This is a genomic window from Anaerococcus degeneri, assembly GCF_017874475.1.
GTDB classification, from domain to species: domain Bacteria; phylum Bacillota; class Clostridia; order Tissierellales; family Peptoniphilaceae; genus Anaerococcus; species Anaerococcus degeneri.
In genome coordinates, this window is record NZ_JAGGLO010000004.1 from 144,230 (window position 1) to 167,177 (window position 22,948).

Below are 22,948 nucleotides of genomic sequence, written 5' to 3' on the forward strand. Positions count from 1 at the left end.
CTTAGTTTCCTGCTTTTACAAGAAGGTTTGTAAATCTTTCGATTATTTTTTCTCTGTTTTCATTTACATAGTCATAATCTTCATGCAATTGCTTAATATCTTTGATTGGTTTCATAAAGTCGCTTACTTCTGCGTCTTCTCTGATTGGTCTGTTTGTTGTTTGTGTGCCTAGGATATCTTGGGCTTCTTTAGAGTTTAAAAAGTCCATGAATAGCTTAGCATTGTTTGGGTGTGAGCAGTTCTTGATGATACCTGAACCTGCTGGTAGGAAGATTACTCCTTCTTCCATGTAAACTATATCGATATTGTCAGCACCATCTTTGATTAGTTGCATAACTGGATCTTCATAAGAAATACCAACTGCCATTTCGCCGTCAACTACAGTTTTGTAAACTGAAGATGAAGATGATTGGATTTTGCCGTCGATATTTTTGAATAATTTGTCAACATAATCCCAAGCTTCGTCTGATTCATAGCCACCCATAGCTACTAACATATTTGTTAGGTGTGAGAAGGCAGATGATGAAGATGTTGGGTCACTTGTTGCGATTTTGCCCTTAAGTTTTGGGTTTAATAGGTCCTTGTAGCCCTTGATTTCAATACCATCTGTAAGGTCTTTGTTTACGATAATTACAGAACCATCAAGTGTATAGCTTGTTTTGTAGCCATCTTTGTTTCTGAAGGCTTCTGGAAGTTCGCTATCGTGGCTTGAAACGTATTCTTCAAATAAGTCTTTATTTTCAGAATAGGTTGAGAATGATCCACCAAAGATAACGTCTGCTACTGGAGCTGATGCTTCACCTTTTAATTTGGTGAAAAGTTCGCCTGTACCAGCTTGTTCTAGTTGAACTGTGATACCATATTTTTCTTCAAATGCAGGAATTATTGAGTTAATAAGTCCTTCTGAGTTTGGTGAATAAACTATTAAAGTTTCTTCATCGTCCTTTTTTACTTCTTCAGCAGATTCTTCTACCTTTGTTTCTGCCTTTTCTTCTTTGACATCGTTTTCTTTTTTAGCATTATTTCCGCATCCTGAAGCTAGGATAAGTCCAAATACTGCTAAAATACTGAGCAATTTCTTTTTCATTTTTCCCTCCAAATGTTTTCTTACATATAGTATATCATTTTTCGCCACAAAAAAAGTACACTATTTTACACAATAGGTGTACTTTTTAACCAACTTTGCCTTTTATAGGTCAGATGGCGACATTCCAAGGTATTTTTTAAAGACCCTAGCGAAATATTTTGCAGAAGAATACCCGCACATGTAGGCAATTTCTGTAATATTGTAATCGGAGTTTTTCAACAAATCAATAGCTTTATTTATCCTGTACCTGTTCAAATACTCGTTAAAAGTAATGTGGACTTCCTTCTTAAACTTCCTATTTAGCATGGATTCAGAATATGCCAGGTCCTTTGATAGGTCTGATATTGAAATTTTTTCCTGGTAGTTGTTTTTTATATAGTCAATCATTTCAAGGACTGTGGTATCCTTTATAAGATGATCCAGGCTAATATCAACCGCATTTTCAAGGTCCGTTTTTTGGGAAATAACATTTCTCTTTTTATAAATTATTTCCCTAGCATTTATCAGAGCTTCTTTCAAATCATCAAGATTAATCGGTTTTAGAAGATAGTCCGTAACCCCGTATTTAAGCGCTCTTTGGGCATAGGAAAAGTAATCGTAACCCGAAATAATTATGGCTATATAATCATAATCGAGAGTTTCTTTTATCATATCAAGTCCATCTTTTTCGGGCATATTTATATCAGCAAGGACAATGTCTGGATGGTATTTTTTAATAAGGTCAACTCCCTCAAGTCCATTAGTTCCGTCAGCCACAACTACCATGCCCAAGGCATCGTAGTCTATGAAGTGGAGGAGTTTTTTCCTAATTAAATTTTCATCTTCAACTATTAAAACTTTTATCATCTTATAATCCTATCCTTATTTCCACACAAACACCCTCATCGTCATCCACAAATCCCAGCCAGACCTTATCCTTATAAAGCATCCTTAGCCTGTTATAGGTGTTGATAAGACCGTGGTGCTTCATGGAAATATAATCTTTTTTGGATTCTACTTCTAGGTAAGAGTTAAGATTTTTAATCTCAGTTTTTGTGAGTTTTTTACCATTATCCCTAACCCTTATCAAAAGATTTTTCTCCTTAGCTTTAATTTCTATTTTTAAATCCAGATTAGAGGTGGATTTTCTTACGTATTTTAAACTGTTTTCCAAAATTGGCTGAAGGAAGAGTTTAGGGACCAAGACCTCCCCGCTTAACTCATCCATTTCTATTTGGTAGTTAAACTTGTCTTCAGATTTGATTTTTTCAATGTCTAGGAACTTATAAATATAAAAAATATCCTCATCTAGCCTGATAAAAGAAAGGTCATTTATAGAATATCTTAAAATTTCGTTGAGATCTTGGATTAGCCTGTCAGAAATTTTTGGGTCAATATACATGGTAATTGAGATTAACTCTAGGGTGTTGTACAAAAAGTGTGGATTGAACTGGGATTCAAGCATCTTAAACTCGTTGTACTTGTTGACGTATTTGAGCCTCACATTTTTGTCTAGAAGGATTTTTTTTGAGTCAATTAGCTTGTTTATATTTTTAACTATTGAATTTATCTCGTCATCGGTCCTAATATCGATGCGGTCAAGCTCTCCTTCAGCAACCATATTGATTTCCTCGTTAAGCCTTGCAATTACTTCTGTTGAGTCTTCTATAAATCCCCTAATAGACCACAACAAAATCACTAGAACAAAAAATCCTCCAAGGAAAATCATAGAAAGTATAAAAATAAATTGGTCGTTTGAAATGGTCCTTTTTACAATGGTGTGGACCTGATAATCTCTGTAGGCGCTGGATTCTTCGACATAGGTTCCCTTGTCTAAAAAATCCGGCCTTAGCTTATTTAGCCTGTCCAAATTATTTTCCACCAAGGCCAAGTCGTTAAAAATTACCCTGCCATAATGGTCGGTAATATAAAAACCACCGGCCTTAAGCCTGATTTTTTTAGAAATATTCCCACCAGGTATATATAAGACTGCCTGGCCATTTTTGTACTTGCCCCTAAGAACATAGACAAAGTCATTCCTATTCCTAAAATAAGTGGTGGATATTCCGTCCCTATCAAGGCCCATAATGTTTTGGTAGGACCTAAAATTCTTGTAGTCTTTTTTTCTCTTGCCATAGGAAAAGTCTCGGCCATTAGTCGGATAAAAATCTATTTGATAGTCGATTCCAAGCTCATTTGCTAAGCTATAATAAGAATTTACTAAGCTTTGACTGGCCTTGCCTTTCTCTAGACCAATATCAATTTCTTTTTCATTTTCCTTAAGGAAATTTTCAAAACTTGTATCAATTAGGGCAAATTCATTGTAAACTGCATCTAGATTGGCCCTTGCTTCCTTGAAATCAACTGCATAATATAGGTAGACATAAAGACCCAAAAGACCAAGAAGGATTAGGATCAAAAATCCCAAAACCTTTTTAAAAATCCCCTTATAAATCTTGTGAGAATAAAGCATAATCTTTTACACCACCAGTCCCAAGACTAGGTAAATAGCCCCGCTTGCAAGCATTACCTTGATTGGGTCGTAGTCTTTTTTTTGCATAATTATAAAAGCTCCGATAAAAAGGCCTAACATTTTAAAATCAAGGTTTCCTATTGCAATAGCATTTACATCAAAAAGGGCAGTTTTTAATATATCAAGGCCGGCTATTAGGATCATTACAACAATAGCAGGTCTTAGAAATTTTAGGACGTCTGTCATCAAGTCCAAGTCTTTGTATTTTTTATAAAAATATGAAAGGGCCCCGACTATAATAGCCGATGGGAGAATGCAGCCCATTGTAGCGGCAAGACTACCTGAAAAACCTGCCACTCTTTGGCCAACAAAGGTGGCTGCGTTTAGGGCGATTGGCCCTGGGGTCATTTGGCTGATTGTGATTAGGTCGTTAAATTCGCCTAGACCTAGCCAGCCGTTTTCTACGACTACTTCTTGTTGGATTAGGGCGAGGGCTGCGTAGCCTCCACCAAAAGAGAAGAGTCCGATTTTAAAAAAGCTTATAAATAATTTAATTAGCATGGCTCCTCCTTTTTATTAGTGAATTTGCTAGGCCAAGTAAAATTAGGCCAGCAATTATATAAACGATGTTGACTTTAAGAAAATATCCTAAAATAAAAGCGATAACCATAATTACCGGCACAAATTTTGATTTTTCTTTAAGTAAGTCTTTGGCCATATCATAGGAAACCTTAAAAATCAGGGCGGCAATAGCAGCCTGCATACCCTTTAAGAAGCTTGCTATATAATGATTTGCTATGAAGGCCTCGTAAAACATTGAAATGACAGAAATAATTACAAGGGGTGGGATGGCTGTGCCTAAAATCGCCACAAACATTCCAGGTATTCCTCCTGTTTCGTAGCCTACAACTATTGATGCATTTATAGCAACAGCTCCCGGTGCCGACTGGGCAATGGCTGTCATATCAAGCATCTGGTCCTTATCTATCCATTTTAATTTATCTACAAAGGTATCTTTCATCAAAGTCAATATCACATAGCCTCCGCCAAAGGTGAAGGCTGATAAGTAGAGAGTTGATTTAAAAATTTGCCATAATTTATTTTTCATAAGTCCTCTTTCTACCTATATCTTACTATTTTTTTGGGTATAAGTAAGGTGAGGTGAATATGAAACTAATACTAGCAGTTGACAAAAATTGGGCAATCGGTTTGGATAATAAGATGCTATATAATTTAAAAAAAGATCTCAAGCACTTTAAGGAAACAACGACCGGTGGCATTGTTATAATGGGAAGAAAGACCTTCGATTCAATGGGTAGGGCACTTCCAAATAGGGAAAATATAATTTTAACTAGGGATAAGGACCTAAAAAGAGATGGAGCCTTGGTTTTTAATGACATTTCTGAAATCCTATCCTATGTGGAAAAATCTCCCAAGGAGTCCTTTGTAATTGGTGGAGCAGAAATTTGTGAGCTTTTCCTGGACAATATTGATGAGGCAATCATCACAAAAATTGATAAGGAAAGCCCAGCAGACACCTATCTCCACAACTTTGATAAGGATCCAGATTTTGAAATCGTCGAAGAAAGCGAACCTATTGATGATGAAGGAAAAAAGATAAAATTTGTAAGATACAAGAGAAAGGAAAAAAAATGAAAGATAAAATATTATTTGTAAGCGACCTCTGCCCAGATTGCGCAGGGATTTTAGGAGAAATTGAAGACGGAAGCGAGAAATATAAGGACTACGATGTAGTAAATATCACCTCTTCCATGCCAAGCCTAAAACTATTTTTAAAATACAGGGACACCCTCCCTGGCTACGAAGAAGTAAGAAAAGCCCACAGGGCAGGCGTGCCTTCTGTGGTTATTGGTGAATCTGAGGTGGAGTTTTTATAGATTCCTAATATTTATGATTTCTGTTTAATAAAACTGGTTGTAAGCCAGGTTTAGGTTGTTGATAATTAAAAATTAGTTTGTTTTTTCAATAATTATTATAAAGACCCTAGAAACAAAGCGCCAATTTATGAGATTCTTCGTCAAAGCCTAACGGCTTTTTTGTCGGAATGACTTATATTTATATACTTTGTCTACGCTTTTAACCCGGTTTTACGCCGAAGGTTTTTTGTTTAATTTTAGATATAACTTGATAAAAATTTGACCCGGCAAAAATGCCGGGTCTTTTTTTTGAAAATTTATAGAATTTTATTAATTTTTTCCTTTAACTTTCTTGCCTCTTCTTCTACATTTGGGCTATCCATAATGGCGCTTACCACGCAGATTCCGTCTATTCCTGAGCCTTTTAAGATGTCAATGTTATCGTAGTTCAAGCCGCCTATGGCATAGACTTCGATTCCTACATTTTTCTTTATTTCCTTTAAGGTTTCCACACTTGTCCTTTTGGTTTTAACTCGGGTCTTTGTTTCATAAATAGCTCCCACTCCCAGATAATCAGCGCCTTCTTTTTCTGCTCTTTGGGCAGCTTCGACCGTCTTTGCTGTAGCTCCAATTAGGGCATTTTTTCCTAAAAGTTTTCTTCCAAGATCTATTGGTAGATCTTCTGATCCCAGGTGAACACCGACTCCAAGTGCCCAGGCTAAATGTGGCTTGTCGTCGATTAACATTGGGACCTTGTAAGAATCACAAAGGTACTTGACCTTTTTGCCCAGATTTAGGATTTCAAGGTCAGTCTTATCTTTTTCCCTCAATTGAAGGATGTCTACCCCGCCTTTTAAGGCTCCTTCGATTCTTTCTAAAAATTCTTCCTCGCTGTACTTATCCGAATTTGTCACTAGGTATAATTTTTTCAAAATTTTATCTCCCTTACTTTTGCTTTTTCCCTTATTTCGCAATCTGTGATTATTCCAATTTGGTCCATCAAATTTACAAAAAATGTATAAAGCCTATCGCTGTTTACTCTTTCTGCGGCAATTTCCATTATTAGTAGGCCACAAAGACTGGCTGTAATTGGGTCAGTTACTGCCATAAAAGATGAAATCATTGCTGTGACCATGCAGCCTGTGCCGGTAATTTTGCTTAAGGTCTCAACTCCATTGTCAACTTTGTAAAAAGAATCTTTTGTCACGACCAAGTCGATTTTGCCTGTGACTAGTAATGTCGTTTGGTATTTTTTCGCTAAATCTCTTGCTTCTCGGGCAATTTCTTCTATATTTTCTTTAGAAATTTCATCAGCTTTACCAACGTCAATTCCTCTGGCATTTGACTTTCCCTTAGCAAGGGCTCTGATTTCCGAACTATTGCCCTTGATTAAATCAAAATGGTACTTATCAAGTAAGCCCATGGCAAAATCATAGCGGAGAGTCGATGCTCCCACTCCCACCATATCAATTGCTAGAGGTATTTTTTTCTCATTAGCTGCCTTACAAGCCAAATCAATGGCCGCCATCCTTTCTGCCGTGATATTTCCAAGGCTTATACTTAGGGAATCAGCCATTTTCACAATTTCTCCCACCTCTTCCGGATGAGAAGCACAAATAGCTTTAGCACCTAAAAATAAAATTGCATTGGCAACCATATTTATAGAAATTGGGTGGGTAATGGCGTGAATTAGAGGTTCTTTATCCCTCAAATCCTTCCTCGCCCTTAATATTTTTTCTAAATCGACCATACAAATCATCCTTATTTATTGAAATGCTTTAAAATTCTTACAAACACAAATAAAAAAAGACCCCTTAGGGCCTTTAAACTTTTAACTCAGCTTTCTTACGCAGGTCTTAACCTGACAAGTTTAAAGGGTTGATTAATACATCTCTCAGCAAAATTGCACCCCTAGCTAGTATTATTATAAGGCAAGGATGATTTTTTTCAATTTTCCCTTACCTTACTTTTAATTTTATTTTTTATAAATTACCATCATCTTTTTCAATTTTTCTATACTTGACATAGGCATTAGCTGTCATAAGTATAGCTGCAATTAGGATTAGCCACCAGACTTCCTTGCCCTTAGAATATTGAAGATAAGCCAATACATAGACTAAAATTGCACTTGATAGTGATGTATAAAATTCCAATTTGTCTAAATTATTTTTTCTCATCGATAACAGCCCTTAGGGTGTTCCAAGAAAGTAGGGCACAATTTACCCTTTGTGGCATATTTTGAATGTTCTTGAAGGCTACAGCGTCTTCTAATTCTTCAAGTTCTTCATCTGTCACATCCTCTCTTTTGATCATCCTTTGGTAGATGTCTGCCATTTTATCAGCCTGGTCTATAGTTTTTCCAACCAACATATCGCACATTACAGATGTGGCTGCCTGGCTAATGGCACAACCGTCGCCTGTGAAGGCTGCGTCCACAATTTTATCTCCATCGAGTTTTAATTGCAAAACTATTTCATCACCACAAGATGGATTGTGGCCGTCTTCTTTTATGTCAGGATTTTCTAGGTCATGCTTGTTGGCTTGGTTTCTTGAATGATCTAGGATTATCTGACTGTATATTTCTTGCATATCCATTATAGTCCCATCACCTTTCTAACTTCTCTTAAGCTTTTTGCAAAGATTTCAACTTCTTCTTTTGTATTATAAATCGCAAAAGATGCCCTGGCTGTAGATGAGATTCCAAGATAGGTGTGTAGAGGCATGGCGCAGTGGTGGCCACTTCTTACAGCTACATTCTTAGAATCTAGGATAGTTGCTATGTCGTGTGGGTGGATGTCATCGAAGGTAAAGGCTATTAGGGCCCCTTCCTCAGCGCTTGTCGGATGTATGATTTTGATATTTTCTATGTCTTTGATTAGGTCATAGGCATAGTGGGTTAGGTCCATCTCGTGAGCGTGGATATTATCCATGCCAATTGCTTCCACATATTTTATAGCTTCTATTAGGCCAATAACCCCACCTACATTAGGAGTTCCTGCCTCAAATTTTATAGGCGCCTTGGCAAAGGTTGAATGATCTTCATAGACATATTCTATCATATCTCCGCCCAAGTTAAAAGGTTTCATCTTATCAAGTAGGTCATATTTTCCATAAAGGACACCAATACCCATTGGGGCATAGATTTTATGGCCTGAAAAAACTAGGAAGTCACAATCTAAGTCTGTGACGTCAATTTTTTTGTGGGCTACAAGTTGGGCAGCGTCCACAATTGTAGTGGCATTTACTTCTTTTGCCCAAGCAATTATTTTCTTTACATCAATAATTTCACCTGTCACATTTGACGCACCGGTAATTGAAACTATTTTTGTTTTATCATTTATCTTTGCCTTGACATCCTCATAATCAAGAGAATGGTAGTCTTTTAGATAGGCAAAAACAAGCCTTGCCCCAGTGGCCTTTGCCACCATCTGCCAAGGAACAAGGTTGGCGTGGTGTTCAAGGATTGTAATTAATATTTCATCTCCCGCCTTAAGATTATCTAGTCCATAGGAATAGGCAAGGAGGTTCATGGCCTCTGTGGTAGTCTTTGTGTAGACAATTTCATTTCGAGACTTTGCATTTATGAATTTTCTAATAACTTCTCTGCCATTTTCGTAGGCTTCAGTTGCTACCCATGAAAGGTAGTGTGCTCCCCTGTGAGGGTTGGCGTTTTTATACCTATAATAATTGTCAACTGCTTCAATCACCTGTCTTGGCTTTTGGCTGGTGGCGGCTGTATCTAGGTAGATTACATCCTTGCCGACCTTGGCCCCGTCAAGATAGGGGAAGTCTTTTCTTATTTCGTGAACATTCATACTAATTCCTTGAATTTAGCTCGTGAACTTCGTCTGCTATGGTCTTTCGAAGGTCTTCGTCTTCAATCTTATCAAGGGCTGGGGCAAAATTTGCCTCAAGCATCATGGATTCTGCTTGTTTTTTGCTAAAGCCACGGCTCATGATATAAAATAGCATTTCCTTATTCATCCTACCCACGCTTGCTGCGTGCTTGCCGGCTACTTCCCTTTCCTCATTAAGAAGGATAGGAGCAGACTTATTTACAACCTTATCTGAAAGCATCATTGAATAATCACCAATCTTACCATCAGCCTTGGTGCATCCACGTCTTAGGTCGACAATACCCTTAAAGTTTTTAACAGCCTTGTCTTTTAAAGCACCATTAAATAGAGTATTTGAATCTGTATTTATACCAAAATGCTCATTTACAGTCATTAGGTCTAGGTACTCTTCTTTTGATTTGAAGTAAACACCATTTTCTACAACCTTAGCCTCTTCGCCTCTTAGGATATTTCTGATATTAACCATGGACTTTGTAGCCCCGATCTCAATATAAGTCACATCAAGGTCTGCTCGGTCAGAAAGTCTAGTTGCGATTGAGTTTAAATTGGTAGATTCGTTTTTAAGGTCAACTACAACTACGAGTTTTACCTTAGAATCTTTCTCTAAATTGACTAAGATTTGAGAATTTACAAAAATCTTTCCCTGACCAAGGTCTGCAAAATTTACTAAAAATGAGGAAGAAGTATTCTCTCTTGCGTTAATTTCAATGCTTGAGACAAGGATGTTGTTTTCATCGTTTATTTCTAGGTTTATAAATTCAGTTTCCCTATTTTTATCTATATCAAAACTTAAGAAATGGTTTCTAAAGTCTGAGTTTTCCTTATTTATTTCTGGAGAAAGGCCGTAAGTTTCACCTTCAAAGGCATTTTGAACTTGGCTTTGGCCTTCTTTTACAGAGTTTCCATAAAAAGGCTGGTTTTTAAGTTCGACTAGGTCATAATCAGCCTTGTTAAGACCTAGGTAGGCCCAAGTTGGGGCCCTCATTTCATTTATTCTTGCCATCAGCCGTTCGCTCCTTCCAATTCCATATCAATCAAGTTATTCATTTCAACTGCATATTCAAGTGGCAATAGTTTTGAAATTGGCTCTGCAAAACCTCTTACAATCATTGATTTGGCTTCATCTTCTGGAATACCCCTGCTCATTAGGTAAAATACCTGGCCTTGGTCAATGGAACCAATCTTTGCCTCGTGGCCACAGTCAACATCATCGTTTCTGATATCTAAAACTGGAATTGTATCTGATTGGCTTTCTTCTGAGATCATGAGGTTTTCACAGTCAACAGTTGATTTAGATCCCTGGGAATTTTTCCTCATAGCAACTAAAGAACGGGTCATGGACTTACCGTTGCCTGCTGTAATTGACTTGGTTAAAGCTGTTGAGAAGGTATTTGGGGCAAGGTGGATCATAGAACAACCATTGTCTATATATTGACCTTCACCTGCAAAGGTAATACCTGTGTACTCAGCACTTGCGCCTTCTCCGGCTAAAACTGATGTCGGATATAGCATAGAAACTTTTGAACCAAAAGATCCTGATACCCAAATCATCTTGCCGCCTTCTTGGATAATGGCACGCTTGGTGTTTAGGTTATACATATTTCTAGACCAGTTTTCTATAGTAGAAAATCTTACTTCTGCGTTTTTGCCGACAAAGATTTCTACAGAACCTGCGTGTAAGTTTACTACATTGTATTTTGGCGCAGAACATCCCTCGATGAAATGTACCCTTGAATTATCCTCAGCGATGATCATTGTATGCTCAAATTGGCCAGCACCTGGGGCATTTAGCCTGTAGTAGGATTGGAGCGGAATATCAACCTTAACTCCCTCTGGCACGTAAATTAAAGACCCGCCTGACCACACAGCACCGTGGAGGGCTGCATACTTATGAAGTGTAGGTGGAATCGCCTTTTGGAAGTATTTTTTTACCAAATCTTCGTGTTCCCTAATAGCAGATGTGAAATCCATAAAAATTACACCTTGGTCTTCCAAATGCTTTTGGATAGAGTGGTAGACTTCCTCACTATCGTATTGGGCACCGACACCAGCAAGGGATTCTTGTTCAGCTTGTGGAATACCAAGCCTGTCAAAAGTATCCTTAATGTCTTCTGGCAAAGCCTCCCAAGAGGATTTCTTATCTGTTGGTGGCTTTACATATGTTGTGATATCAGCCATATCAAGCTCTGATAAGTCTGGCCCCCAAGAAGGATTGTCGATTTTTTCAAAAAGTTCTAGAGATTTAAGTCTTCTTTTTCTCATCCATTCTGGTTCGTTTTTCTTATCAGATATTTCATTTACTATATCAGCATTTAAGCCCTTTTCTGTAATATCTGAATATATAAATTCATTAAAGAAATCATAGTAACCGCGGTCTATGTCCTTTAATTGTTCTTCAATATTTATTTCTTTCATCTTACACCCATTCGTAGCCTTCGGCTTCAATCTTATCCATTAGGCTATCGTCACCAGTTTCTTGGATGACACCATCTTTTAGGATATGAACATAATCAGCCTTGATATTTGATAGAATTTCCCTGTGGTGGGTAATTAAAATAACTGATTTTTCCCCATCTAGGAAATTTTTAATACCTTCAGAAACAATCCTTACCGCATCAACGTCAAGACCTGAATCTGTCTCGTCAAGAAGGGCAAGTTTTGGATTTAGCATTTGCATTTGAAGGATTTCTGATTTCTTTCTCTCACCACCAGAAAAACCAACATTTACATACCTATTTGCATATGAAGAATCTAGCTTAAGATTTTCCATTTCCTTAGTAAGCTTTTTGTTAAAAGCCAAAATTTTTGGCTTATCACCTGTGATTTGCTCTTCAGAAATTCTTAGAAAATCAGAAAGCTTAACACCAGGAATCTCATCTGGGTGTTGGAAAGACATGAAAATACCAAGTCTAGCCCTCTTATCAACGCTAAGATCTGTGATATCCTCACCCTCAAAGAAAATCTTTCCTTCCTTGATTATATAGGCAGGATTTGCCATAATAGAGTTCATAAGGGTTGATTTACCTGAACCATTGGCCCCCATCACAACGTGGACCTCGCCCTTACCAACTGTCAAATTTATACCCTTTAGTATATCCTTATCTCCAGCCGAAACGTGGAGATTTTCTATTTTTAATAAATCGCTCATTATCTACCTCTTTTATCTATTTTTCACTCTTTTTAAATCATACCTTTTTGCTAGGGATTATCAATAATCCCGCGCTAATCAACATACCTGAAAAAATAAAAAAAACGAGCCAGAGCTCGTTATTTATTGTCTATGCTAATATTCATACAATTTATTTTCAACTAAATCGATAAGACTTTTTACAGCTTCTTCTTCGTCTTCACCTTCTGCTCTAATAATTATCTCATCGCCTTTAGAAGCACTCATGCTCAGAACTGACATGATAGACTTAGCATTATAACTCCTTCCAGCTTTCTCAACAGTTATGTCACAAGGAAACTGGACAGCTTGTCTTATGAATATTGATGCTGGTCTAGCATGCAAACCAATTTCATTAGAAAGTGTTACTTTTTGTTCGTACATAGGGCCTCCTTTGTCAAATATTTGTCATCCTATAATAGATGTTACTATAAATTTAAAAATTTGCAAACGATTTTTTCCCATTAAATATCCAGGATATTTTAGATTAGCTAGTTTATCTAATTGTATAGATTATTATATTTATTTATATTTTACTAATTATTATTTTTTCTTTTTAATGATTAGATTTTTATTTCATTGAATGGTGATTACTAGTATATTTCATCGTAACTTAAAAATATAAATTATCATTCTACTTACAGTTGAATCTTCGTAATCGGGAGGGACGCTAAGGGACCTTCCGTATGGTCCCTCATCGCTTCCCTCCCGAACCCTCCCTTTCCTTACACCCCCAAACGGCTCCTTGGCGGAGGGCTGATAATGTAGCTTGCTTTCAGCAAGCTTAATTTATAAAGGGAATTACTTCGTTTTAATTTTCGTATTTCCCCACTGATTTCTAATCATCGGTCACCTAAAAATCGTAAACTCGCTATCGCTCAAACAATACGATTTTTGTAACGGTGACCTAGATTAGAAATCTTTGCCCGATAAAGGGAAGAATAGGTCTCGAGATTTTAGAGTTTGCTTGGAACGATTGGCTTTTCCAAACATTTCTTGAATCGATATTTAATTGTATATGAGTTTATATACCTTTAAAGTAACTGGAACAGGTATAACCATCTCGAACGTATGTGAGAGATCTCTATCGTTCTCTATGTCAAATTTTCTGTAATTGCATCGTCAACATCTCAAACTATTAAATTTCTAAATATTTCCTTAATTTTTTCCTACTTATCTCCATAGAAAAACCACCCCTTTGTTTAAAGGGATGATTTTGATTTATGTTTTGATTTTATTTAGATTCTTTCTAATAATTCTATTAAGAATTCAAAATTATTTGCGATTGATTTGATGTTTACTCTTTCTTCTGGGCTGTGGGCGCCTTCTATTTCTGGGCCGAAGGAGATCATTTCGGTGTCTTTTAGGGTTTTCTTGAAGAGTCCGCATTCTAGGCCGCCATGGGTGGTGGCGATTTGCATTTCGTCGCCATGAACATCTTTCCAAACTTCCTTGGCGAGGTCAATTATTGGGCTGTCTTCTCTTTGCCAACCTGAATATTCGCTAGTGATCTCTGCCCTAGCTCCAAACCTTTCTACGATTTTCTTTGAAATGGCTGCCTTATAGAATTTTTGGGAGTCTATTTCTGATCTAAACATTGAAGAAATCCAAATTATATTTTCCCTATCTTCTATTAGGCCAAGGTTTGAAGATGTTACGATTGAATCTCCAACTTTTTTGTATAGGCCATCTGGAATTACAAAAAGAAGGTCGATTATATTTTTGGAAAGGTCTTTTGTTAGGACTTCCCCATCGAAAGATCCTTCCTTAACCCAAATTTCCCCATTTGGGTCAACGTCTTTGTATTCGTTTTTAACTTCTCTTATTCTTTCTTCTATAAGTTTGATTGCCTCTTTTTTGTTAGGAACTCCAACTATGGCTTTTGCAGAAGAAGCGATGGCATTTCTCTTTACTCCGCCTTGGATTGTCGCAATTTGAAGGCCTTCGATACCTTCTAAGAGTCTTCCGAGAGTTTTATTGGTATTTAATCTAAATTCGTCAATTTCCATGCCTGAGTGGCCGCCTGCAAAGCCCTTTAAGCCAACTTCTATGAAGTCGTCCTCTGGTTTTTCGAATTTCTTATCAAATTCGATTTCAAGGTCAAGTCCGCCTGCACAACCTACTGTAAGGATTCCTTCTTCTTCAGAATCGATATTTACAAGATATTTGGCTGTAATTTGAGAAAGGTCAAGCTTGCCAGCCCCTCCCATTGAAGTTTCTTCTTCGGTTGTAATAATTGCTTCGATTGGGCCGTGTTTTAGGCTGTCGTCATCTAAAACTGCCATGATAAAGGCAACGCCAATACCATCGTCAGCACCAAGAGTTGTCCCATCTGCTGTAATCCAGCCGTCTTCTTCTAATAATTTGATTGGATCTTTTTCAAAATCGTGGTCAGATCCCTCAACCTTCACACAAACCATATCCATGTGGCCTTGAAGGGCAACAATTGCACGATCTTCGTAGCCTTCGCTTGCTGGTTTTCTAATAATTACGTTTAGAGCATCGTCTTGAACGACTTCTAAATTTCTTTCCTTTGCAAAGTTTACCAAAAAATCTGAAACTTCTTTTTCGTTGCCAGATTCTCTAGGAATTTTTGCTAGTTGTTTAAAATATTTTAAAACTTGGTCAGAGTAATTCATTTTTATCTCCTTATCTCTTTTATAAGCTCATTTTTGGCCGAAAGATTTTTTTCAAAATCCTGGTAATAATCCCTAAGATTTCTTGGATTTCTAAATTTTTTACCAGAAATCATTTTGGAATTGGCATTCATACCCAGGCCTAAAATTGAGCCGATTTCTTCATTAATAATTACATTATACCTCTGGGCAGTATTATTTCTTTGATAACCCACGTTTTCTAGGTTGGAAATTATATTTTTTTGCCTATACAAATAATAAGGTTGGTAGGAGTATTTTTTGGTAAAATCCACAATTTTTTCAGCTATTTTTAGGGAATCCGCCCTCTGTCCGGTTTTTCCAGCCTCGTTATACTTAGAACCTGATTTTATGGCCAAGGCGTGGAAGGTGATATTATCTGGAAGGAGATTTTTTAAGATTTCAAAATTTTTGGCAAAATCATCTGCACTTTCTCCCTCAAGACCCACTATAAAATCCATATTTACAATAAAACCCAAATCCTTTGCGGCCTTATAAATATCCAAGAAATGGTCCATATCAATATCCCTGTTTAATTTTTTTAAAACTTCACCATTAAAGGTTTGAGGATTAAGGGAAATCCTTGAAACTCCACCATCTTTAAGGATTTTTAATTTTTCAAAATCCAGTGTATCTTCCCTGCCAGCTTCAAAGGTAAATTCCTTGTAGGTGAATTTCTTATTTATTGCCACAAGGATTTTTTCGATTTGAGGACCTGTCAGATATGAAGGAGTCCCGCCGCCGATGTAGATGGCATCAAGCTTTTCAGGCAAGTTTACCCCCTCAATTTCCTCTATAAGATAGTCCACATAGTCCCCCTTGTCGTGGTGGGCCCCGATCAAAGTCGGATAGGAACAATAATCGCACCTGGTCGGGCAAAAAGGAATGTTGATATAAAGGTTAAAATCATCTGGAGAGATATCAAGCCTATCCTGGTTTTCTGCGACCTTCTCCAAAAGTTCTAGTTTTTCATCTGACAATTTATAAATATTTTTGATTTCACTTAGGCTTTTATTTTTCAAAAGTTTTGACGGTTTTGAGCCCGTAAGAGTCCCCCAAGGCGACTGATAGCCTGTTTTTTCTACCAAAATGTCATATAAAATGCCCTTTAAATCTTGGTTGGTTTTGTAGGGAAAATTCCTCCCAGAAATATTTACTAAGTCGTCTTTAATTTTGATATCAGCCTGGTTTTCATCTTCCACAAAATTAATTTCCTCGTGGTCTAGGAAAATATTTAGGATGTCATAGGCTATTTTTCTTTTATTTTCATCATCAAGGTATATTTTCATCTTTCCCCCACAAATTTTTCAAGCAAAAAAGGGCCTAAGCCCCTTTTTATTATGCCTTTAGGAAGTTTTCCGCCCAGGCCCTGTCTACTAATAGGTTCATATCTTTTTTAATAAGGTCTCCATAATTATTTACGATTGTTTCATAAAGAATGTCGGAAAACTCTAGTTTAAGCCCCACATTTAGGACTGTTTCCAAATAAAATTCCTTATCTTCTGTAAAGATAAAGTCCTTGATTTGTTCTGGCTTGTAGGCGAAATCTTCGCTGTTGATTAGGAAATATTTCATAAGCTCGATTACCTTATCATCAAGGCCCATCTCTAAGATGTTGATTTTTTCTCTAAGAGCCTTGTAATCATAGGTTAATCTTAAGGTATGTTTAATAAGTTCGTCTTTTCTAGCTGCCCCAATAAGGCCTAGACCTGTTGAAAAAGCAAGCCTTGCCTTCTTGTCCACAAAGGCTGGATCATTTACAACCATAAAAAGATTGACCTCGTCTGTGTAGGCGAAGCGATAATTTAGGATAAAATCATTTCCACAATCAGGACAAGTTATAGTCGCAAAATCTCCCTTTATAATCTTTTCCCTATCTTCTCCCAGCGGAAAAATCGCTGTTGGCAGGGTATTTTCAAAGTTGTGGCCGCACTTAGGGCAGGTTATTTTAAATACTTTTTCTCTTCTTTCCATATCAAACCTTTCTCTTTTCTTAAGCTTAATTTATATTTACCCAAAAACTGGGCTTAGTCTTCAAATTTTACAGCCTTAAGAAGAGGAATGGCTAAAATTGTGGCTACAATTACAGAAATAACTGCATTTACCATTGACACTGATCCCTTTTGGATGACTTCTGCCATGGTTGCTTCCATAGTAAGTCCTAGGACCATCCTGTTTTTAATAAAGGTCTTGCCAAGGTATAGGATTACGTAAGTGATTTGTCCTAGGGCACTTGCAAGGACTAGCTTTGGTGTATTTACTACCTTATCTCTTTTCTTGTAAATCATCCCTGCAACAAAGGCCATAGCGAACTTGGTGATAAAGGTGATTGGTGCACTTGTAAAATATACCGGATCAAATAAATCAAAGAGCGCAGAACCTACACCTGCTGAGATACCGCCATAGACTGGTCCTAATAAAAGACCGCCCAAAAGACAAAATACATTTCCTAAATGAAACCTAGTCTGGCCAAGAGGGGTCACTATAGGGATTTGGAAAAATCTTGAAAATATGTATACTAGAGCCGCAAAAAGCGCCATATATACAAGTTTCTGTGTGCTTAGTTTTTTCATACTAACTCCTTTTACTTTTCTAACATTACGTCCTATATAGTATACCATAAATAGGAAACTCGTGAAAATTTTATCTAAATATTTCTTAATTGATAATCAAAACAGGACTCAAGTAAATAAATTTTATAATTATCAAGATTAAACATCTTCAGATTTCAGAAATTTCTTTAATTTTAAAATCTATATAATTTACAAAAAATGCCACAAGGACGCCAATTAAGGTGTCGATTATCCTACTTAGAGCAAAATTTAGGGGCACAAGGTCGCCAGCGTGGTTTATTGTAACTGACAAAAAGACAATGCCAGCTATGGATACGGCATCTTTTTTATTAACCGATGCCATTATCCAAATAATTATTGTAACAAGGCCTGCAATTATAATTAGCCTTGCGATTTCTGGAATAGATCCAGCTGGAAAGGCCAAAAGATAAATAAGGCCCATGGTGCCTCCAAAAATGGTTCCTATAATCCTGCCTAGGCCCTTGTGAAAGGTTTGGTGGACATTTTGCTGCATGCAAATTATGGCAGCAATGGCCGAATAAAAGGCGAGTCCTTCGCCAGGCCTATAATAGGAAATTATCATGGAAATGAGGACGGCAAGGCCTGTTTTTCTTATCCTTGGTCCTGGAAATTTTAGTCGCATAGGATGGCTCTTATATAATCGTAAAAACTTTCTTCGTTGACCTTATTTACCAGATAGGCCTTTGGTCTTGAGTTTACTTTTTCTAGAATTTTCTCCTCAAAATTGACCTTAAGGCCCGCTTCTTCAAAGATAAAGGCTTCTGGCCTTTGGGATAGGTAGAGTAAGAGGGCCCCTATTAGCGGTTCTTGGTCGTAGGATTTCAAAAGTTTTTCCATTTGTGGATGATTTTTTAAAATATTTTTCAAATCTTTTTCCTCTAATATAAAATCTTTGGCAAAGTTTTGGTCGATGGCAAATAATTCTATACCTGAAGATAAAATCAAATCTAGGTCTGTTAATTCTTCTTTTGTTAGACTTTTTAAGTCTGGGATTGATAAGAAAATATGGTCAATAAAGTCGGTGAAATCTTCAAATTCACGACAAGCCTTGGCTATATTAGATAGGTCGCCAGATGCGATTATATCAAGCCTTCCACAATCAGATGCCAAGTCATAGAGATTTTCATAGGCGTCCATATCTTCAAGATAGTCCCCCACGGCGGTGAAAATTTCCTCATCGAATTTTGATTCTTTGTCATCATAATTTCTGGCAACAGACAAGTATAAATCCTCATTATTAACAAGACCTAGGATATTTTCCCCTGCAGCAGCACTTGACATGTAGGACCTGTTTGAAGATAGGCCCACAAGTTCAAAATCAAATGAATCTAGAGCCATTTTTATAAAAAGTCCGTCAGCCGGACTGAAATTTGTATCTATATAAATAAAGGGTTTTTGATATTCCATAATTCTTCCTTTCTGCTTACTTACTATACTAAAAAATCCCAGCTTTTTAAATCTGAGATCTTTATTTTATACATCCATAAAGCCCTTTGTATATTTTTTTAGACAGGCTTTATAAACTAAGAATGAAATAATTAAAACTACAAGGAAGGCGGTACCTGCTCCTATCATTATATTGTCGGTAGCTTCTGTTATTGCAAAAACCATAAGGCCCAAAAGTCCCATTATAACAAGAGATCCTAGGTAGATTAAAACAGCCTTTAATCCTCCGCCTTGCTGGATTTCCTGAGGTTTCTTCCACTGGGTGTAAACCATAAAAGTCCCAAAATAAAGGCTAATCATAGTTGCAAACGCTCCTGTTAGGCAAAGTCCTAAAAAGATTACCAAACCACCTAATATTGTTAGTTTTAAAATAAGGGTAAAGGCTATGGCAAGGATTAGGTTTATCCCGCAGCTAACTAGGTAAGATGCGGCAAATCTCGCCCTCATATGGCTTTTTGGGTCAATTGGCAGGGTCTGGATGAGGTAAAAACTCTTGCCTTCCCTTGATAGGGCGGTATTGGCAAGACCACCGTTTATCCAGATGAAAAGCCCAACTCCAAGAGAAATCAAAAAGGCAAATAGGAGGAATTCTGGACTGGTTGGACTGGCTCCCGATTCTTCCATAGCACGGCTCGCTTGGACAAAGCCCATAACTAAGATAACCATGACCATGCCAAGAGGTCCTGACAAAAAGACAATATTTGAAAAGAGGGTCTCTAAGTCTTTTTTGAAAATCGCCTTAAATTGGCTGCCTGCTTCGATTTTAATATCCTTACTTGGAGTTGCTTCTTTCTTTGATGTGTCAAGGTGTTCGTCAAAGACAGCTTCATAATAAAATTTATCAGCAATCTTATAGGAAATAAAGGCCAAAACCAAACACAATCCCAAAAGAAGGCCTGTAAAAATAAGCCTTTGGGTCATTGTTCCCGCAATTGCAAGACCGTATATTTTTGCATTGAAAAATACATTTGAGACCATGCTTAAGGTTTGGGTGATTTGATTTATGTCTATATTCATTCTTCCCATTGCCTGTGGATTTGAAGCGGAAAAAGAAAAGTAGTAAATCACTCCCATAATGCCAAACATGATTAAATAGCCAATTGTCTTGAAAAGTTTTGCGTGCCTATTTACATTGGTAAACTTTTTTATTACAAGTAAGAACAGTGACAGAATCCCATAAGGAAGGTAAACCATTGGCAAATACAATATTAATCCCATGACTAAAACCCAAGGATCAAATCCTGCTTCCCCAAAATAAATTACAAGACCAATTACTAAATATAGTAAAAAGTCAGCAAAACTCAAAACTCCACCAAAAGCCTTGCCCACAAAGAGTTCGCCCTCCCTAATAGGCATAGTCTGATAATTGGCTATGGCCGACTTGGTGTAGAGGTTTGAGAAAATTTGTGGCAGGTAAAATAGAAAGACCATTAGGGTCATGGACATGGCAAAGCTTGTAAAATACATAAAGTCCATGTTATTTGCCACATAAAGGAAGGCACTCGCCTTAAAAACACCTGTAAAAATCGCTCCAAAAAATACATAAGTCCATAATAAAAGCAAAAGCCTTCCTAAATATGATTTTGGCATATTTGGGACAGTTTTCCTTGGCATATAAGGGAAAAATGACTCCTTTAGGCTGTATTTTGCAAGGGTTAGGATATTTCTATTCATCTGTAAGCTCCAAGAAAATTGATTCTAGTGTTCCGTCGTTATTGGCGATGTGTTTTATTTCATCGAGAGTCCCCATGGCTATAATCTTGCCCTTGGATATAATTGCAATTCTGTCGCAAAGTTCTTGGGCAACTTCCATAACGTGGGTAGAAAACATGACGCACTTGCCTTCATTTGCCCTTTGTCTTAAAATCTGTTTTAGATTAAAGGCAGACTTAGCATCAAGTCCAACCATTGGCTCGTCAAGGATTAAAACTTGTGGGTCGTGGATTAGGGCACCGATTATAGCAAGCCTTTGAGCCATACCGTGAGAATAGGTTGAGATTTGCTCTTTCATAGCATCTCTGATGTCAAAAAAGTTTAGGTAATAATCAAGCCTTTCCTTCCTTGTTTCGGTGTCAATACCATATATATCTGCGATGAAATTTATATATTCATTTCCTGAATAATTTTCGAATAATTCTGGGTTATCTGGCACATATGAAAACTGGTTCTTGTATGCCATTGGGTCGTCTTCTAGGCGGATACCATTGATAAAAATCTCGCCCTTAGTCTTTGAATTTATCCCTACAATTGACTTGATGGTAGTAGATTTGCCAGCTCCATTAGGGCCTAAGAATCCAAAAATTTCCCCATCCTTAGCCTCAAAAGAAATATCATCAACCGCCTTTTTTTCGATTGTGTATTCCTTGGTAAAGTTTTTTACTTCTATCATATAATTCCTTTCTTATTTAAATAAGCTTCTCATTTTATTATACATTAAATATTTTCAGATATGGATAATATAAAACCCTAAAAATTATAAATAATTATTTATAAATTCAAGAGCTCTTTTTTCTTCATAGCGAATTCTTCTTCGCTTATAATGCCCATATCTAATAATTCTTTTAACTTTTTAATTTCTTCATAGGGATCTTCTGTATTATCTTTTGATATATTTTTCCCTATTTTAATCTTTGATTTTAATGAATTAAGGCTATTTTTAGTAAAATCTAATCCTTCCAAAAGTTTTTCTTTAGGAATAAATTTATTTTCATCTTCTGTTTCCTCTTCACTTACTTCTAATAAAACTTCTATATCTTCATTATATTTTTCATCACTATAATTAAAGCAAGATTCTTCAAGGGTGACTTTTAATCTTTTTGCAGCTGGCATCATAGATGCAAAATTTAATGATCCAGATATTACCCCTCCTACAACTGGAACTGCTTTTGATACCCCATTTGCCAAGGTTGTTTTTGTCATTTTTATACCAATCTGACTAGATATTTTCTTTATTATAGGATACCATATTGTCTTAGTTAAGGCCTTTTGCGGAATTTTTTTCATTGTTGTTCTAGCCACTTGTGTAGATAAGACCCTAAGACCAGAAACAGCTCCCGATACCCCAAACATTACGCCAGAATATAAGATGAGCTGGTTTCTAACTTTCTCATCATCTACTGCCCCATCTGTCCAAATATCACTTCCTCCGTATATATAGGATAATTCTTGGGCAAGTCTTAAAGCCATGGCAAAAAATTGCAAGACATCAGCTGGTATTGTTGCAGCCATTGCCAAACCTCCAGGAAGCCCAGTTACAAATGATGCCATTGACGACTGGCTAGTTCTTTTAAAAATCAATTTACTAGCAATTATATCAAGTGTTTTTTGATCCATTCCTATTCCTATAGGACCCTTGTCTATTAATTCATCCAAACTTTCACAATAACCACTAAATTCTTCTGCAAGAAATTTTTTTCTATCAACCTTAACTCCTGGAACTTGTATAGACTTACCTATGATATCTTCTAGCATATATTCTTTTACAATTTGCTTATTTTCCATAATTACCTCAATTATTTTCTATTTTATTGATCTATTTTAATAATTTAATTATATCATAAATCAACTTAATATTTTTATAATCATTATATATCCAAGAAATTTTTTGGTTCTTTGTCAAATCGTGTTGGTAATTAAAAATCAACTACATTCTTTATCGGGATAGAAATTTCTATCCCCGATTTTTAACTAGCAAATAAATTTCTTGAAATAAGTATTCTTGTTCTAAAATTCGCAAAATTCCTGTAACCAAACGCCACTCTCTTTAAAACCTTAATGTAATTGTTTATCCCCTCAATAGCACCATTAGAATACTC

Annotated in this window: 26 protein-coding genes and 1 riboswitch; of the genes, 2 read left to right on the forward strand and 24 right to left on the reverse strand. The window is 36.6% G+C overall.

Going from position 1 to position 22,948, the window contains the following annotated elements; all coding sequences use genetic code 11:
* Position 1: 1 nt before the first annotated feature.
* The 5 genes from J2Z38_RS05945 to J2Z38_RS05965 all read right to left on the reverse strand — a co-directional run bounded on the left by J2Z38_RS05945 (position 2) and on the right by J2Z38_RS05965 (position 4,647).
* The gene (locus tag J2Z38_RS05945) at positions 2-1,087 is read right to left on the reverse strand and encodes an ABC transporter substrate-binding protein (RefSeq protein ID WP_209773734.1); all 1,086 of its coding nucleotides are present in this window, start codon (positions 1,085-1,087) and stop codon (positions 2-4) included.
* A 102-nt stretch (positions 1,088-1,189) separates the two neighbouring features.
* The gene (locus J2Z38_RS05950) at positions 1,190-1,933 is read right to left on the reverse strand and encodes a response regulator transcription factor (RefSeq protein WP_209773735.1); all 744 of its coding nucleotides are present in this window, start codon (positions 1,931-1,933) and stop codon (positions 1,190-1,192) included.
* Between the two features lies 1 nt (position 1,934).
* Positions 1,935-3,539: a sensor histidine kinase gene (locus tag J2Z38_RS05955; RefSeq protein ID WP_209773738.1), complete on the reverse strand. Its 1,605-nt coding sequence runs from the start codon at positions 3,537-3,539 to the stop codon at positions 1,935-1,937.
* 6 nt (positions 3,540-3,545) lie between these two features.
* A complete protein-coding gene (locus J2Z38_RS05960) occupies positions 3,546-4,100 on the reverse strand; it encodes a chromate transporter (RefSeq protein ID WP_209773741.1) in 555 nt (184 codons plus the stop codon).
* Positions 4,090-4,647 carry a chromate transporter gene (locus J2Z38_RS05965; RefSeq protein WP_209773743.1) on the reverse strand — a complete coding sequence of 186 codons (558 nt, stop codon included), beginning with the start codon at positions 4,645-4,647 and terminating at the stop codon, positions 4,090-4,092. Before J2Z38_RS05965 ends, J2Z38_RS05960 begins: the two co-directional genes overlap by 11 nt.
* Before the next feature lie 59 nt (positions 4,648-4,706).
* On the opposite strand from J2Z38_RS05965, the gene J2Z38_RS05970 reads away from it, so the two are divergent.
* Positions 4,707-5,195 (forward strand): dihydrofolate reductase, encoded by a 489-nt coding sequence (locus J2Z38_RS05970; protein WP_209773746.1) that lies wholly within the window; start codon positions 4,707-4,709, stop codon positions 5,193-5,195.
* A complete protein-coding gene (locus J2Z38_RS05975) occupies positions 5,192-5,437 on the forward strand; it encodes a hypothetical protein (protein WP_209773749.1) in 246 nt (81 codons plus the stop codon). Before J2Z38_RS05970 ends, J2Z38_RS05975 begins: the two co-directional genes overlap by 4 nt.
* A gap of 296 nt (positions 5,438-5,733) precedes the next feature.
* Here J2Z38_RS05975 and thiE read toward each other — a convergent pair whose 3' ends face one another.
* From thiE to J2Z38_RS06070, 19 genes are all read right to left on the reverse strand, one after another.
* Positions 5,734-6,348 (reverse strand): thiamine phosphate synthase, encoded by a 615-nt coding sequence (gene thiE / locus J2Z38_RS05980; protein WP_209773751.1) that lies wholly within the window; start codon positions 6,346-6,348, stop codon positions 5,734-5,736.
* Positions 6,345-7,166: a hydroxyethylthiazole kinase gene (gene thiM, locus J2Z38_RS05985; protein ID WP_209773754.1), complete on the reverse strand. Its 822-nt coding sequence runs from the start codon at positions 7,164-7,166 to the stop codon at positions 6,345-6,347. Before thiM ends, thiE begins: the two co-directional genes overlap by 4 nt.
* Before the next feature lie 75 nt (positions 7,167-7,241).
* Positions 7,242-7,339: riboswitch (TPP riboswitch) on the reverse strand.
* A gap of 59 nt (positions 7,340-7,398) precedes the next feature.
* The gene (locus J2Z38_RS05990; protein ID WP_209773757.1) at positions 7,399-7,593 is read right to left on the reverse strand and encodes a hypothetical protein; all 195 of its coding nucleotides are present in this window, start codon (positions 7,591-7,593) and stop codon (positions 7,399-7,401) included.
* Complete coding sequence (gene sufU, locus J2Z38_RS05995; RefSeq protein WP_209773760.1) at positions 7,580-8,011, reverse strand: Fe-S cluster assembly sulfur transfer protein SufU; 432 nt, start codon at positions 8,009-8,011, stop codon at positions 7,580-7,582. Before sufU ends, J2Z38_RS05990 begins: the two co-directional genes overlap by 14 nt.
* Positions 8,011-9,231 (reverse strand): aminotransferase class V-fold PLP-dependent enzyme, encoded by a 1,221-nt coding sequence (locus J2Z38_RS06000; RefSeq protein WP_209773763.1) that lies wholly within the window; start codon positions 9,229-9,231, stop codon positions 8,011-8,013. The genes sufU and J2Z38_RS06000 overlap by 1 nt, the downstream gene beginning before the upstream one ends.
* Position 9,232: 1 nt before the next feature.
* Positions 9,233-10,276 (reverse strand): SufB/SufD family protein, encoded by a 1,044-nt coding sequence (locus tag J2Z38_RS06005; RefSeq protein ID WP_209773770.1) that lies wholly within the window; start codon positions 10,274-10,276, stop codon positions 9,233-9,235.
* Positions 10,276-11,688, reverse strand: a complete 1,413-nt coding sequence (gene sufB / locus J2Z38_RS06010) for a Fe-S cluster assembly protein SufB (RefSeq protein WP_209773778.1) — start codon at positions 11,686-11,688, stop codon at positions 10,276-10,278. Before sufB ends, J2Z38_RS06005 begins: the two co-directional genes overlap by 1 nt.
* A 1-nt stretch (position 11,689) precedes the next feature.
* On the reverse strand, positions 11,690-12,421 hold the full coding sequence (gene sufC, locus J2Z38_RS06015) for a Fe-S cluster assembly ATPase SufC (RefSeq protein WP_209773781.1): 732 nt from the start codon (positions 12,419-12,421) through the stop codon (positions 11,690-11,692).
* Positions 12,422-12,556: 135 nt separating this feature from the next.
* Complete coding sequence (locus J2Z38_RS06020) at positions 12,557-12,823, reverse strand: HPr family phosphocarrier protein (RefSeq protein WP_209773785.1); 267 nt, start codon at positions 12,821-12,823, stop codon at positions 12,557-12,559.
* Between the two features lie 854 nt (positions 12,824-13,677).
* The gene (pepD, locus tag J2Z38_RS06025) at positions 13,678-15,078 is read right to left on the reverse strand and encodes a beta-Ala-His dipeptidase (RefSeq protein ID WP_209773788.1); all 1,401 of its coding nucleotides are present in this window, start codon (positions 15,076-15,078) and stop codon (positions 13,678-13,680) included.
* A gap of 2 nt (positions 15,079-15,080) precedes the next feature.
* Positions 15,081-16,382 (reverse strand): coproporphyrinogen dehydrogenase HemZ, encoded by a 1,302-nt coding sequence (gene hemZ, locus J2Z38_RS06030; protein WP_209773790.1) that lies wholly within the window; start codon positions 16,380-16,382, stop codon positions 15,081-15,083.
* Positions 16,383-16,431: 49 nt separating this feature from the next.
* Positions 16,432-17,067: a CpXC domain-containing protein gene (locus tag J2Z38_RS06035; protein ID WP_209773793.1), complete on the reverse strand. Its 636-nt coding sequence runs from the start codon at positions 17,065-17,067 to the stop codon at positions 16,432-16,434.
* Positions 17,068-17,120: 53 nt separating this feature from the next.
* Positions 17,121-17,666 (reverse strand): ECF transporter S component, encoded by a 546-nt coding sequence (locus J2Z38_RS06040; RefSeq protein ID WP_209773803.1) that lies wholly within the window; start codon positions 17,664-17,666, stop codon positions 17,121-17,123.
* Positions 17,667-17,814: 148 nt separating this feature from the next.
* Positions 17,815-18,309: an FUSC family protein gene (locus tag J2Z38_RS06045; RefSeq protein WP_209773805.1), complete on the reverse strand. Its 495-nt coding sequence runs from the start codon at positions 18,307-18,309 to the stop codon at positions 17,815-17,817.
* A complete protein-coding gene (locus tag J2Z38_RS06050) occupies positions 18,300-19,094 on the reverse strand; it encodes a nucleoside hydrolase (RefSeq protein ID WP_209773807.1) in 795 nt (264 codons plus the stop codon). Before J2Z38_RS06050 ends, J2Z38_RS06045 begins: the two co-directional genes overlap by 10 nt.
* A 66-nt stretch (positions 19,095-19,160) precedes the next feature.
* Entirely contained in the window at positions 19,161-20,807 is a 1,647-nt protein-coding gene (locus tag J2Z38_RS06055) for a hypothetical protein (protein ID WP_209773809.1), read from the reverse strand.
* A complete protein-coding gene (locus J2Z38_RS06060) occupies positions 20,800-21,522 on the reverse strand; it encodes an ABC transporter ATP-binding protein (protein WP_209773818.1) in 723 nt (240 codons plus the stop codon). Before J2Z38_RS06060 ends, J2Z38_RS06055 begins: the two co-directional genes overlap by 8 nt.
* A gap of 98 nt (positions 21,523-21,620) precedes the next feature.
* Positions 21,621-22,634, reverse strand: coding sequence for an SHOCT domain-containing protein (locus tag J2Z38_RS10545; protein WP_225304634.1), 1,014 nt, complete (start codon positions 22,632-22,634; stop codon positions 21,621-21,623).
* 182 nt (positions 22,635-22,816) lie between these two features.
* On the reverse strand, positions 22,817-22,948 hold a 132-nt coding region (locus J2Z38_RS06070), incomplete at its 5' end, for a transposase (protein WP_209773854.1).